Raw genomic sequence first — 14,207 nt, forward strand, 5'->3', positions numbered from 1 at the left:
ACCGTGATCCACCCTATTTTCAACATTTCTCTTAGTCAACCCTGATCAGGTTCCTCGATCATTACTCATGAAGACCTTAGTGGTCGCATGGTCGCTGCTTTTGCTGCCGACCTTGGCCCAAGCTTGCGATGTGTGCGGTATTTTCCTCGGAATACAGCCCAATGACCGCATGAACTCCATTTCCTTGATGTACCGCTACCGCCATTTAGGAGGTGATATCCGCGTCCCGGCCAATGTGGGTAGTCTGCTGAAACATGGTGGCGACGGTATTGTTGCTACGCCCGAAGAACGCACGATCCGTTACCGGGAACTCTACCAAGTGGCCGAACTACGTGGAGAATTCTGGATCGGTAACAAAGTTGCCATACTGGCTTCTTTGCCGATGGTGAACAATTACAGAGCGATAGACGGTGTGCGTACAACAGACATCTACGGCATCGGTGATCCCTTGTTGATTGCGCGCTACCAAGTTGTCAATACGAAGTGCCTGACCCCGGATGAAAAGGTGGTGCACAGGCTTATGCTGGGTGCAGGTGCAAAGATCCCCTTGGGGCATACAAATGCTACATACCAGGATACTGAAGTGGATGTGGACCAACAGCCCGGAACAGGGACGTGGGATCTGCTCGCTTCACTGGAATACAAGGTGCGCTACAAACGCACTGGTGCTGGTGTTTCGGCCGTAGCTAGATACAATACGGCTAATGCTGATGCTTACCAGTTAGGCCATGGCCTTAGTACTACCGCAGAGTTGTTCCGCCGATACGATATCGGTGACAACTGGAAGATAATGCCCTCCATTGGTGCATACCACGAATGGTCCGGAATGGATGCTGAGCACAATAATGTCGTGCAAGGTACCGGTAGTTCAACCCTATTTTCCCACTTAGGAACCAGAGCCTGGTGGCGTTCTTGGGGCATCTCAGCAACTTTCCAGTATGCCGTTGCGCATAACCTAGGAGCGTTGATGGTGCCGAACAAGGAACGTGTAGTCCTCGGTCTTACGTACAACATCAACAATTAGAACTCGAATGAACACCAAACTTTTGACCATTGCCGTATTGATCGGCATCACCTTCGTTGCCTGTAAAAAGGATGATCCTGTTGAACCTACGCCAGCACCAATGGTTACGACAGGTACGGCGGCCATGTCCTTCAACTTCATGTACGGTACCACACCATTCACATTGGGTAATACCTATATGGATGGCGCTGGCAACAATGTACGTTTTGATAATGTGAAATTCTACGTTTCCGATATTGAACTGCATGATGATGTGGATGTGACCATTGCTGAATTCAACGATGTCTTTTTATTGGTGGATGCCAGTGCTGCAAGTAATTCATTCACGCTTGGCACCATGGATGCACAGCATATCCACGAGGCTCATTTCTCATTGGGTCTGAACAACACCGTGAATCACGCCGATCCGTTGATTGCAATTTATCCGCTGAATGTACCCGAGATGCACTGGAGCTGGAGCCCCACCGCTGGTTATAAATTCTTGGTGATCGAGGGTATTGTTGATGGTAACAACGATGGCGATTTCGATGATACGGAAGACCTTGGTGTAGAATACCATTGTGCCACGGATGCCATGCTTCGCGAAGCACATATCCATGTGCATGAAACATTGGTCGCTGGAGCTACACTTACCATGGCCGCGAACGTGGATGTCGCAACCTTGGTATCTGGCCTTGACTTCATGACTACACCGACATCTCATGGAGGTATGGCTCCGAATGCCATGGCCATGGATAGTCTTGTCACCTCCATTCAAGGCATGTAATAGACATTTTAGACGATCGGAACGGGCGGTAAAGCAATTTGCCGCCCGTTCTTTTTTATGTGGAATACGTGACTGTAGCGGATTCCCGCAAGTTCTGCCCAAGGCTTTCGCGTTAACGCTTTTAACCTCCGACCATAACCCGTAAATTCGCGCCACATTCCACTTAAGCCTATGTCCAAGATATTCGACCTTGATATGATCAACGCGGTCTATGATCGCTACCCCGCACGTGTTGCTGCAGCGCGTAAAATTCTTGGCAAGCCACTTACGCTAACTGAAAAGATCCTTTACACCCACCTCTGGGACGGTGAAGCTACCCAAGTGTTGAAGCGCGGTGTGGATTATGTCGATTTTGCTCCGGACCGGGTTGCCATGCAGGACGCGACCGCCCAAATGGCGCTGTTGCAATTCAGTACCACCGGCCGCAAACAAGTTGCTGTGCCAAGCACCGTGCATTGCGATCACTTGATCCAAGCCCGCGTTGGTGCCAAGGAAGACCTGAAAGAAGCGCTGTTGAAGAGCAACGAGGTGTTCAATTTCCTGGAGAGCATCAGCAATAAATACGGTATCGGTTTCTGGAAACCCGGTGCAGGTATCATTCACCAAGTGGTTCTGGAGCAATACGCGTTCCCAGGTGGCATGATGATCGGAACGGATAGCCATACGGTGAATGCCGGTGGTCTGGGCATGGTCGCTATTGGCGTTGGTGGTGCCGATGCGTGTGATGTGATGTCCGGCCTTGCGTGGGAACTGAAATTCCCGAAATTGATCGGTGTGAAATTGACCGGAAAACTGAACGGCTGGGCGAGCAGTAAGGACGTTATCCTGAAGGTCGCTGGAATTCTTACCGTGAAAGGTGGAACGGGTGCGATCGTGGAATATTTCGGCCCTGGTGCGGAAAGCTTGAGCTGTACGGGTAAAGGAACCATTTGCAATATGGGCGCTGAGATCGGTGCCACCACCAGTACGTTCGGCTATGACGATAGCATGCGCCGTTACCTCAAAGGTACCGGCCGTGCGGATCTTGCTGCAATGGCTGATGCAGTGGCCGAACATTTGAATGGCGATGCCGAGGTATATGCACATCCAGAGAAGTATTTCGATCAAGTGATCGAGCTCGATCTTAGTACGTTGGAGCCCCACGTGAACGGACCGTTCACCCCGGACCTCGCATGGCCGATCAGCAAGTTCGCCGCTGCGGTAAAAGAGAACAACTGGCCCGAGAAGCTCGAAGTGGGCCTGATCGGATCCTGTACGAATAGTAGCTACGAGGACCTTACCCGTAGCGCTTCACTTGCCCAACAAGCTGTGGACAAGAAATTGAAAGTGCAAAGTGAATTCACCATTACACCAGGTAGTGAACAGGTGCGTTATACCGCAGAGCGTGATGGAATTCTCGATACGTTCGAGAAGATCGGTGGGGTGGTGCTGGCGAACGCTTGCGGACCTTGCATTGGTCAATGGGCGCGTCATTCCAATGACCCTAACCGTAAGAACAGCATCATCACAAGCTTCAACCGCAACTTCGCGAAGCGGAATGATGGCAACCCGAATACCCACGCATTTGTGGCAAGTCCTGAGATCGTAACGGCATTGGCCATTGCCGGTCACCTTTCATTCAATCCATTGACGGATGAGTTGGTGAATGAAGAGGGTAAGAAGGTAAAACTTGATGAACCGAAAGGAATTGAACTTCCACCAAAAGGTTTCGATGTGAAGGACGCTGGTTACAAAGCCCCTGCTGCCGATGGTAGCGCAGTTGAAGTGATCGTTAAGCCCGATAGTGAACGCTTGCAATTGTTGGAGCCTTTCAAACCTTGGAACGGAAAGAACATCCTGGATGCAGTTCTATTGATCAAAGCACAGGGAAAGTGCACAACGGACCATATCAGCATGGCTGGCCCTTGGTTGCGTTATCGCGGCCATTTGGATAATATCAGTAACAACACGTTGATCGGAGCTACTAACGCTTTTGGCGGAGCAACCGATAAAGTGAAGAACCAATTGGATGGATCGTACGGTTCGGTGCCAGCTACGCAACGCGCATACAAAGCGGCGGGTGTACCAAGTGTGGTTGTTGGAGACCACAACTATGGTGAAGGATCCAGTCGTGAACATGCTGCCATGCAACCACGGTTCTTAGGGGTTAGTACTGTTCTGGTGAAGAGCTTCGCACGGATCCACGAGACCAACCTCAAGAAGCAAGGGATGTTGGGACTAACATTCGCCAATGAATCCGATTACGACAAGATCCAAGAGGATGACCGCATCGACTTCATCGACCTCGTTGACTTTGCCCCGGGTAAACCATTGACCCTGTTGTTCAAGCATAAGGACGGTTCCTCGGACGCGATCAAGTGCAACCATACCTACAATGCTGCGCAGGTGGGTTGGTTCAAAGCCGGTAGTGCATTGAATATCATTCGTGCTGAACAGAACAATTGATCCACTTCGGTGGTGATCATTCTTTGGCTAAATACCAGTGGATGTTGTTCCGGAATTCAAGGCGGGGAGCCATTTCGGCACACTATTCGTAAGGCAAGTGCCGCGCCTTGCCTAAATTGGCGCACCTTTTACAGAAGACCTATAGCCTAATTGAACATGACCTATCGTTTTTTGACCATCGCCGCTGCTTGTTTCGTTATCCCAGCCTTTCTGTTTGCCCAGGATGAGCCCAAGGACGAGGAAGAGAACAACATGATCTCCAACGGAAGCTTCGAAACCACCGAGGGTAAGATGAAACGTACGGGCAATCTCGAGCAGGCCACAGGTTGGAAGAGCCCAACGGAAGTTATAGCAGATGTGTTTACCGAGACGGTAGCAGGCGCTCCGATAAGTGCTCCGCGCAATCAGTTCGGGGATCAATCCGCGCTGGATGGGATCAATTATGCTGGTGTGCTCTGGTGGAGCTATCAGAACAAGCAGCCGCGCTCATACATGCAGGCCAAATTCAAGAAGATGTTGAAGAAGGGCGAGAAGTATTGTGTGAAGTACTACATCAGCCTAGCCGACCTCAGCAAATACAGCACCAATGAGATCGGAGCCTATGTCAGTAAGGTTCCTGTTGACAAGAAGGACATGAATTCGCTTACGTACAATGCGCAAGTTCCGCTTCTCAAGGATCAGGTGTATAATGATATGTTCAGCTGGCAGGGCGTGTGCGGGATCTACGAGGCCAATGGAGATGAACAGTATCTGATCATTGGCAATTTCGCTGCCAACGAAAGCACGACCAACGAAAAAGTAAAGCGTCCGAAAGGAGAAAGCCGTCCTCAGGTCATGAACGCTTACTACTACATCGACGACGTAAGTGTTACGGCCGTGAAGAACAGAAGCGATTGTTCATGCAAACAGATCGATGAGGCCGAAAGTGAATACATTTTCAGTAAGCGCGGAGCCATGGCGAGTAACCTGACTCCGGCTGCCAAGGTCGAGCAGCAAGTGATCTACTTCAAGCGCTTTCAGCAAGGTATCGATCGGAGCATGGAGACCTGGATCACGGATCTGGTAGAGGCGATGAAAGCCGATTCTTCGATCACCGTGAAATTGAACGGTTTCATCGACGAGACGGAAAAAGCCCGTATGGCCATGCGTCCTGATCTGGAAACACTTGGTTTGGAGCGTGCTGATACCGTAAAGGAAGCCTTGGTTGAAGAAGGCATCGATGCAGCACGTATCACCACATCCGCCGGGCCAAAAGACACGCCAGCGGACGATAGCGGCACCGAAACCGGTGAAAGCAAGAACCGCAGGGTAGAGGTGGACGTTGTTCAGTAGACCCGTTATTGGTGGTTCAAGTTCACTGATCGAAGTTGCACCATACATTGCGCCAATGCAAAAGGGCGACCCACGTGTGATCAGTGGTTGGACGATGTACGATTGGGCCAACTCGGTCTACTCGCTTACCATTACATCCGCCGTATTTCCCGTCTTTTATGCCGCCATTACAATAGATGGCGATCTGGATAAGGTCATGGACCGCTACGGTCTACCGGCCATGTCGCTTTACTCGTATGTGATCTCAGCCAGTTTTCTGCTGATCGCACTGGTGGCCCCGATCCTGAGCGGCATCGCAGACCATACCGGACAGAAAAAGAAATTCCTGAAAGCTTTCTGTTACCTGGGTGCATTAAGCTGCGCGGGCCTGTTCTTTTTTGATGTGGACCATTTATGGCTCGGCCTCATGTTCGCCATGCTTGCCAGTATCGGTTACAGCGGTAGTTTGATCTTCTACGACGCGTTCCTTCCTGAGATCGCTGAGCCCAAGGACCATGATCGCATCAGCGCTCGTGGCTATATGATGGGCTATATCGGAAGCGTGTTCCTGCTCATTCTCAACTTGGCCATGGTGATGAGTCCGGAGTCGTTCGGTATACCGGATCGCGATGGACTACCGGCCCGCATTACGTTCATTACCGTTGGTATCTGGTGGGCCGTGTTCGCACAGTTCGCCTTCCGTGTGCTACCGGATAACCCCTATCACCGTAAACCCAGTGGAAACATCATCGCCAACGGCTACCGCGAATTGAGGAAAGTGTGGGTGCAACTCAAAAGCACCACCCGCCTACGTCGCTTTCTCACTGCGTTTTTCATGTTCAACATGGGCATACAGACGGTGATGTACCTCGCAGTCACCTATGCCAAGCAAGAGGTAATGGAACTCAATGATGTTGGAGAGCCTGTGCCCATCAGCGACCAGAGCTTGATCACCAGTATCCTCTTGATCCAATTGCTCGCAGCCGTCGGTGCTTACCTCTTCGTTGTGCTCAGCAAACGTCTGGGAAATCTGAACGCGCTTATGGTAGGCTGCACGTTGTGGATCGGCATGTGCGTTGCCGCTTATCATGTGCAGTGGGCCACGCAATTTTATGCGCTGGCGTGTGGTGTAGGGTTGATCATGGGCGGGAGCCAGGCGCTTTCGCGTAGTACGTACTCCAAGTTCCTGCCGGAGACCATTGATCACGCGTCCTACTTTTCGTTCTACGACGTCAGTTTCTATCTGAGTACAGTGCTTGGCACGTTCGCTTATGGAGCGGTCTACCAGATCACGGACGATCTGCGGAATACCATTGTGGCCGTTGGTTCCTTCTTTGTGATCGGACTGGTATTGTTGCTTCGGGTTCCGAAGGAAGAATCTCCTTCCGTACAGAGTGCGTAGCCGTTACTTTCGCAGCCGTTCAGAACACGATATGGCAGAGCAGAATTCTTGGGATGTGATCATCATTGGCGGCGGGATCGTGGGTGCTGGAACGTTCTACAAATTGCAGACCCGCTATCCGGAACTGCGCGTACTTCTTCTTGAAAAAGAGAATGCCCTGGCCGATCACCAGACCGGACACAACAGCGGTGTGATCCATAGCGGGATCTATTACAAGCCGGGCAGTTACAAAGCCAAAAATTGCGTGGAAGGGCGAAGAGAATTAGTTGCCTTTGCAAAGGAGCATGGCGTGAAGCACGACATCTGCGGTAAGCTCATCGTGGCCACCAAGAAGGACGAGTTGGAACGTCTCGAGAAGATCTACAATACCGGTGTCGCGAATGGGATCGAGGACATGCAGCGTATCTCGGTTGCTGAAATGCGCGAGATCGAACCATTCGTACAAGGCATAGCCGGTTTGCGTGTGGGGTGCACAGGCATTATTGATTTTCGAGGTGCTACCGAGAAGATGACGGAGATCGCGTTGCGCATCAATCCGAATAGCAAAGTAAGTGTAGGAGAGGAGGTGCTGAGTACAGAGCAACTTGGTTCCACAAGTACCATCTCAACTTCCAAAGGCACCTATACCACGCGGTATGCGATCTTTTGTGGTGGTCTACAAAGCGATCGCTTGGCACGAAAGGATGGCGCTACTGTCAAGGAGCAGATCGTCGGTTTCCGGGGCGATTACTACGACCTTACCGATGAAGGGAAACACAAAGTGAAACACCTGATCTATCCCGTTCCTGATCCGCGCTTCCCATTTCTGGGCGTACACTTTACACGCATGACGGATGGCAGCATTGAATGCGGTCCCAATGCGGTGTTCACCTTCAAACGCGAAGGATACGGTAAAACGGATTTCAGTTTGAAGGATACCGTGGATGCGCTGACCTATGGCGGCACTTGGAAACTCTTCTTCAAGAACATGTCCTATGGGATTGATGAATACCGCCGTGCATTCAGCAAACGATTGTTCCTGAAAACGCTACAAGGGCTTATTCCATCGTTGACCATGGACGACATTAAGCCCGGTCGTGCTGGTGTGCGCGCAATGCTTTTAGGTACCGATGGCAATATGGTCGATGACTTCCGGATCGAACGGCGCGGGAATCATATACACGTGCTGAACGCTCCTTCACCTGCTGCAACCGCTGCACTGGCCATCGGCGAGGAGATCGTGAACATGGCAGCGGAACAACTCAAGATAGGGAAGTGAAGGGATTAGCTGATCTGTCAATAGGTTGATTAGCTGAAGTCCCAATGGGGCTGCGGAGCTTTTGGATCATTCCTTCAGATCACGGCGCTTTTCGCCGAATTGAAAGTTAGATCCTACGCGACGCGTTCAATACTATTGGACAGCACTTTTAGCTGATCAGCTTTTTAGTTCATCAGCTGATCAGTCATCAGCTGTTCAAACGATCTTGAACTGGTCCTGTACTTCTGCCCAATCGAAGGTGAAGTAGCTCATCAACCCGTTCAGACGCTTCAATACGATCGGGTTCGGTGCTTTCATTTCACGGAAGTACGTGTCCTGGAAACAGAACAGATCATACTGGTGGAAAAGCACCTTGCCCATTGCGTAGATCGTGTTCTTGCTCGGTGCATTGAGGCGCGTCATATGGGACTGGATCGCTTTGATCTCCACTTCGAGATCACTCCCTACATGCCCTATGGCCTGTGCAAATTTTGAAATGCATAAGGAATACATGCGTTTATCGAGACCCGGACCAAGCGTATTTTTCATCTCGATCAAGTTGCCGGCCAGGACCACCATCGTGAATGGAATGTCGTCGTTCTCTTTGATAGCAGGTGATACCAAGAACTCTGGCGCTTCGTTCAATTCCGCAGCTATCGCGGGGAAACCGTTCTCGGCGAGTTCCAAGATGGCGTTAACGAACACGTTCGCTAACTTATCCTCGGTTATCTTCTTCTTTCCGAACAATGTAGCTATCATGAGTCCTTAGTTCGTGCGAATTTGAGACCTTTATTGCTGCATCACAACCCTTACTCCAACCATCTTTTAACAAGGTTATCCACTAAAACCCGGAATATGAAGCCTTTGATCGACCACTACGCGGATTACACTCTTTGGGCCAATACACGTTTCGTCGAGCGCTTGTCCAAAGAGCCGGATACCTTTCTGGACAAGCCAGTCGCAAGTAGTTTCCCTTCGCTTCGTGCTACGTTGATGCACATACGGAACGCCGAGAACACATGGCGGTGCCGGTTGGATGGGGTTGCTTCAGCATGGCCAGCAGAAACCGATGATTCACTTGGAACCGTCCTTACCTATGCCCGATCATGGCACGAAAAAGTGCGCGGAATGGACGAGAATAAATTGGCGCAAGTGATCACCTACAAGGACCTTCGGGGTAATGCCCATGCGCAACCGGCTTGGTACATGATCATGCATTGCTGCAACCACAGCACCCAACACCGCGGTCAGTTGATCACGATGATGCGCGCTCTTGAACTCACCGATATCCCGGCGAATGACATGATCGTCTACCAACGGTCGTTGTGAACGCAGGACCTGATCAATCGATCGCCACAGGGTCGCCGAGGAACTTGGGCTCCTTGCCCAACAGCAGATCCAAGAAGACCTTCACACGTGCGCCTTTTTCGCGTATGCGCGTTTTCCACCCGCTGTTCGATCCTACGTCACGTGCATTGTATCCTACCACGTTGAGGCCGGCTTTACGTCCGATGTACACAGCGCGCTCATTGTGGAAACGCTGACTGATCACCGTGAAAGATCGTTGCCCGAATACTTCCTTCGCTCGCACGACACTATCGAAAGTGCGAAAACCCGCATAGTCCAAGGTGATGCGTGCGCTGTCCACACCCGCAGCGATCAAGGCTTTCTGCATCACGAATGGCTCGTTGTAATTAAGCGTACGGTTATCGCCACTCACCAATAAATGCTCCACCTTGCCCGCCTTCAATAACTCCACGGCAGCATCGATCCGATACGTAAAGTAAGGATTTGGAGAACCACCACGGACCTTGGAAGATGTGCCCAACACCACGCCGACCATGTTGTACGGCAACCCTTCGGTCGTATCACTTACGAACGGAGCTGCGGTTTCCGTGATCTTTTTATCGCACCACCACAAGGTGAAGCCGATCCCCAGAAAAAGAAGAACGATCACCACGCGAATGCTCCAGTGAAGAACAATGCGTTTCAACTTGATGAGGATCTTATTCATGCAACACCTTTCAGCACAACGACCTTGCCAGTTATCACCTGATCGCACCCCGTTCTACGTAGCTAGCAGATCAACGCCTGTATAATTCCGCGGTGTTAACGCTTTCAATTGGGTGCGTAGTGTATCGCTCACTTCCAACTTGTCGATGAACGCAGCGATATCCGCCTGAGTTACTTTCTCCTTGCCACGGGTAAGGTCTTTCAGCAGCTCATAAGGTTGCGGGTGACCAGCACGGCGTAGCATCGTTTGGATACCTTCTGCAACAACTGCCCATTGCGCATCCAGATCACGATCAATGGCGCTCTCGTTCAGTAAAAGTTTCACCAGCCCTTTATGAATGCTATCGATAGCGATCATGGTATGTGCCATCGGTGAACCGATGTTCCGCGTAACGGTGCTGTCCGTAAGATCGCGCTGCAACCGACTGATCGGTAGTTTCTCGCTCAAGTGACCGAATAATGCGTTGGCCATGCCGAGGTTTCCTTCCGCATTCTCGAAATCGATCGGATTCACTTTGTGCGGCATTGCGCTGCTACCGATCTCGCCCGCCTTGGTCTGTTGGCGGAAGTAATCCATGCTTATGTATTGCCAAAGATCACGGCACAGGTCGATCAAAATGATGTTCACGCGGCGTATGGCATCGAAGAGCGCGGCCATATCATCGTAATGCTCTATCTGCGTAGTGAACCGCTGGCGGCGCAAGCCGAGTTTTTCATGCACGAAGCTGTCGGCCAAAGCAGCCCAATCATATTCCGGATACGCAACATGATGCGCATTGAAATTGCCTGTTGCTCCACCGAACTTACTGCTGAACGAAATGGCTTTCAGGTGTTCCAACTGCCTGAGCAAGCGCTCTACGAATACTTCCAATTCCTTGCCCAAGCGTGTGGGTGAGGCCGGCTGACCATGCGTGCGAGCAAGCATCGGCACATGCGCCCATTCCTTCGCCATGGAATGCAACGCATCAACAACAGTGGATATTTTTGGAATGTACAAGATGCTCGTGAATTCCTTCAATAGAAGTGGGGTAGCTGTGTTGTTGATGTCCTGCGACGTCAATCCAAAATGCACGAACTCTTTCTGTTCTCCTATGCCCAGCTCGCTCAACCGTTCCTTCAACCAATATTCCACAGCCTTTACATCGTGGTTGGTAGTCTTCTCAATGTCCTTGATGGCTTGCGCGTCTTCAACGGAAAGCGCAGCAATACGACCGAATAGGGGATCCAGCCTGCGCACGTCCGTGCCCTTCAGTTCCGGCAACGGGATCTCGCATAAGAACCGGAAGTAGGTGAGCTCTACCATTAACCGGTAGCGGATCAGCGCATGCTCACTGAACCAGATCGATAGTGGTGCAGTGGTTTTCCAATAGCGCCCATCCAAAGGCGAGATCGCGGTAAGGGGTTGAAGATCCATGTGTTCTGAAGGGTTGCGAAGGTAGGGAGAGGGTAAATAGAATGAAGAATGAAGAATGTAGAAATTTGAATTTCTTCTAATGGTTGAAGGACACGTATTATCGGCCCAGCATTTGCTAACATTTGCGGCATGCAATTCTTGCGCGACTTCACCCTTGGACTTGCTGGCTTTTTCAAGGCCTTTGGATTTGCCATGAGGAACCGCATGGCATGGATGTTCATTGTGCCGGCATTGTTGTGGGTCGTGCTGGCTTATGGTCTCTATTCGCTGTTGGATACACCCGTCGATACACTCTCCAATTGGTTGGCTGGTTTTCTGGATATTCCGGTGGCACCCGAAGCCCAAGGCTGGTGGAACGGTGTAAAAGCTTTTCTGAACGGAGCGCGTGAGATCATCGTGAGTTTCATACTGCACTTGGCTATCGTTTACCTCTTGTTCATCGCGAATAAGTACATCGTGCTGATCCTGCTTTCACCTTTATTGGCCTACGCTAGCGAGCGGACAGAAGAGATCCTTACAGGGAAAAACTATCCGTTCAGTTGGGCGCAACTACTGAAGGATGCCTTCCGCGGTGCGCTGATCGCATTACGGAACGGTGTCTTGGAATTAAGTATCTCCATCGGCATCTGGTTCGTTACCCTGTTCGTGCCATTCCTTGCACCGATCTCGTTCATCCTGCTCTTTCTGGTCTCGTCCTATTTCTACGGATTCTCCATGTTCGATTATGTGTTCGAACGACGCCGATACCGGATCACCGAAAGTGTGCGCGCAGTGAATGATCGTATAGGCCTGGTCATGGCGAACGGTAGTTTGTTCGGACTTGGAATGATGGTGCCGCTCTTCGGGATCATGTTCAGTCCGGTTATGGCATCCGTTGGCGCTGTGCTGGCAACAGTAGATAAGGAAGGTGCGTTGCCACAATTTGATACTTTCACACCGCAAGCGCCACATTAGAAATTAAAGAACTGATGCGAAACCAGATCATTCTACTACTTGCCCTCTGTTGCTCAGTATTCAACACAACAGCTCAGGATACGCTGCAAGTGCAGGACAGTATCCGCGTACAACTGTACGGCACAGTGATCGATGAGGTGTCCCAACAGCCGGTCTTTGAAACGCTTGTGGAATGGTACAATGCTGCGGGTAAACGACAGGCTGTAACGCAAACGAACGATGAAGGCCGCTACGCGCTATTCGTTTGGGCCGGTGAACCGATCGAGATCCGCATCACTGAGAACGGGTACGAGGAATTCATAGAAACACTTCCCGCTTTTAAACCCGGCGAAAGTGCCAGGGAATTCGTGCTCCGTTTGGTGCCGAAGTGATCTCAAGAGCTTGTGTGAATGCGTCCTTGAAGTGCCTAGCTGTTCAGGGATAGCTCAGGAGGTTCTTGTTTCTCGATCTTCTTCCTTTTCTTCTGGGCATATCTCTTTTCACGCTGCCCATCATTGCATTTATACCCATAAATGGGTATTGTGGCCCCGTGATTGACCCTGCATCTTTACACTGTTGCTATCGAGCAACTATGCACCCGATCGACCATCCTAATGAACCGTTCATCAACTCTCCCCAAGATGAAAAGGCAAACTCAATTCCTTGTAGTTCTTGCTTTGCTAACAGCGTTCTTCGCGCTTCTCGGAATAGGGCTTTACGCTACGCCTATCCAAGACCCGGTGAAAAAACCGTTGCTCATTACCGGATGGCTGCACGTACAGGATAGCACCGTGCACGATGTGATACTTGTTGTGGAATTGGAAGAGAATTTCTGTACACACTCGGAGATACTACCCAACGGACGATTCTACTTCGAGATACCGGTTGACGCCAAGGCACGTCTGGTCTTCAATAAGCCCGGCTACTTGACCAAGGAAGTTGTGATCGACACCCGCAATGCGCTGAACAACAAAGAAGCGACCAAGGTCAATAGCAAGGTCAAGTTCGATATTGTATTGGAATCAACGGAGATCACCACAGGTAAACACTACTCCGGTCCGGTAGGCTCCATAACCTTCGTCAATGGCACCGGATTGATGAAAGTTAAACACTATGAAAAGCTGGTCTCAAGGTGACTGAAGTAGGGATCATCTCCTTACAGCCCGTCACGCCGGCCACAAATACTCGTCGTCATTCTTATACGGTACACCGAGCTCGATCTCTGATACTTCGTCGTATTCCTCAACGATCGTTAGCCAAGTGGTCTCGTCAAAATACGCCCGGAAGAAACCGTGTTCCTCGTCCTCAAAGTCACTACCCGTTTCAACGAATTGCTCAAGCACTTTATCAATGTTCTGACCAATGATCACGGTGTTCCCGTACATCAGTTTGGGATCTCTGCAGCGCATATAACCCAGTTTAGTGTCATGATCCGTGTAGAATGTCAAACGCATTTTGTGCGCATTGTACTCACACAGGTTCTGCGTCGGATCTTCATCATCCACGTAATCGCGGTCGGGTTTGCCGATCAACTTCTGAATATCGCTTTTGGACATTCCAAATTTCAAGTCGCCTATTCCTGTGTTCGGTTTGAGGATCATCTCTATAAAGTTCTATTTGATCTGGTGTATGCACCTCCAAAACTATGGACTTCGATCCATA

At 50.6% G+C, this 14,207-nt stretch carries 14 protein-coding genes; 10 read left to right on the top strand and 4 right to left on the bottom strand.

Annotated elements, in window-relative coordinates:
• The first annotated feature begins 67 nt into the window (after positions 1–67).
• From IPF95_08885 to lhgO, 6 genes are all read left to right on the top strand, one after another.
• A complete protein-coding gene (locus IPF95_08885) occupies positions 68–1,024 on the top strand; it encodes a hypothetical protein (GenBank protein ID MBK6474815.1) in 957 nt (318 codons plus the stop codon).
• Positions 1,025–1,031: 7 nt separating this feature from the next.
• Positions 1,032–1,790 (top strand): hypothetical protein, encoded by a 759-nt coding sequence (locus tag IPF95_08890; GenBank protein ID MBK6474816.1) that lies wholly within the window; start codon positions 1,032–1,034, stop codon positions 1,788–1,790.
• A gap of 171 nt (positions 1,791–1,961) precedes the next feature.
• Positions 1,962–4,235 (top strand): aconitate hydratase, encoded by a 2,274-nt coding sequence (locus tag IPF95_08895; protein ID MBK6474817.1) that lies wholly within the window; start codon positions 1,962–1,964, stop codon positions 4,233–4,235.
• A gap of 156 nt (positions 4,236–4,391) precedes the next feature.
• A complete protein-coding gene (locus tag IPF95_08900; protein MBK6474818.1) occupies positions 4,392–5,567 on the top strand; it encodes an OmpA family protein in 1,176 nt (391 codons plus the stop codon).
• A 55-nt stretch (positions 5,568–5,622) separates the two neighbouring features.
• Entirely contained in the window at positions 5,623–6,948 is a 1,326-nt protein-coding gene (locus IPF95_08905) for an MFS transporter (GenBank protein ID MBK6474819.1), read from the top strand.
• A 31-nt stretch (positions 6,949–6,979) separates the two neighbouring features.
• A complete protein-coding gene (gene lhgO, locus IPF95_08910) occupies positions 6,980–8,206 on the top strand; it encodes an L-2-hydroxyglutarate oxidase (GenBank protein MBK6474820.1) in 1,227 nt (408 codons plus the stop codon).
• A gap of 195 nt (positions 8,207–8,401) precedes the next feature.
• Here the strand turns inward: lhgO and IPF95_08915 are convergent, their stop codons facing one another.
• A complete protein-coding gene (locus IPF95_08915) occupies positions 8,402–8,944 on the bottom strand; it encodes a hypothetical protein (GenBank protein MBK6474821.1) in 543 nt (180 codons plus the stop codon).
• Between the two features lie 96 nt (positions 8,945–9,040).
• On the opposite strand from IPF95_08915, the gene IPF95_08920 reads away from it, so the two are divergent.
• Complete coding sequence (locus tag IPF95_08920) at positions 9,041–9,514, top strand: DinB family protein (protein MBK6474822.1); 474 nt, start codon at positions 9,041–9,043, stop codon at positions 9,512–9,514.
• 13 nt (positions 9,515–9,527) lie between these two features.
• On the opposite strand, the gene IPF95_08925 is transcribed toward IPF95_08920, so the two are convergent.
• Positions 9,528–10,199, bottom strand: a complete 672-nt coding sequence (locus IPF95_08925; protein ID MBK6474823.1) for a YdcF family protein — start codon at positions 10,197–10,199, stop codon at positions 9,528–9,530.
• Between the two features lie 54 nt (positions 10,200–10,253).
• A complete protein-coding gene (gene purB, locus IPF95_08930) occupies positions 10,254–11,612 on the bottom strand; it encodes an adenylosuccinate lyase (GenBank protein MBK6474824.1) in 1,359 nt (452 codons plus the stop codon).
• A 129-nt stretch (positions 11,613–11,741) separates the two neighbouring features.
• On the opposite strand from purB, the gene IPF95_08935 reads away from it, so the two are divergent.
• The 3 genes from IPF95_08935 (at position 11,742) to IPF95_08945 (ending at position 13,681) form a co-directional block, all read left to right on the top strand.
• The gene (locus IPF95_08935; GenBank protein ID MBK6474825.1) at positions 11,742–12,566 is read left to right on the top strand and encodes an EI24 domain-containing protein; all 825 of its coding nucleotides are present in this window, start codon (positions 11,742–11,744) and stop codon (positions 12,564–12,566) included.
• Positions 12,567–12,580: 14 nt separating this feature from the next.
• Complete coding sequence (locus tag IPF95_08940; GenBank protein ID MBK6474826.1) at positions 12,581–12,937, top strand: hypothetical protein; 357 nt, start codon at positions 12,581–12,583, stop codon at positions 12,935–12,937.
• Between the two features lie 249 nt (positions 12,938–13,186).
• Positions 13,187–13,681, top strand: coding sequence for a hypothetical protein (locus tag IPF95_08945; GenBank protein MBK6474827.1), 495 nt, complete (start codon positions 13,187–13,189; stop codon positions 13,679–13,681).
• A 30-nt stretch (positions 13,682–13,711) separates the two neighbouring features.
• On the opposite strand, the gene IPF95_08950 is transcribed toward IPF95_08945, so the two are convergent.
• Positions 13,712–14,146 carry a hypothetical protein gene (locus tag IPF95_08950; GenBank protein MBK6474828.1) on the bottom strand — a complete coding sequence of 145 codons (435 nt, stop codon included), beginning with the start codon at positions 14,144–14,146 and terminating at the stop codon, positions 13,712–13,714.
• Positions 14,147–14,207 lie beyond the last annotated feature (61 nt).

It is taken from the genome of Flavobacteriales bacterium (genome assembly GCA_016704485.1).
GTDB lineage: Bacteria > Bacteroidota > Bacteroidia > Flavobacteriales_F > PHOS-HE28 > PHOS-HE28.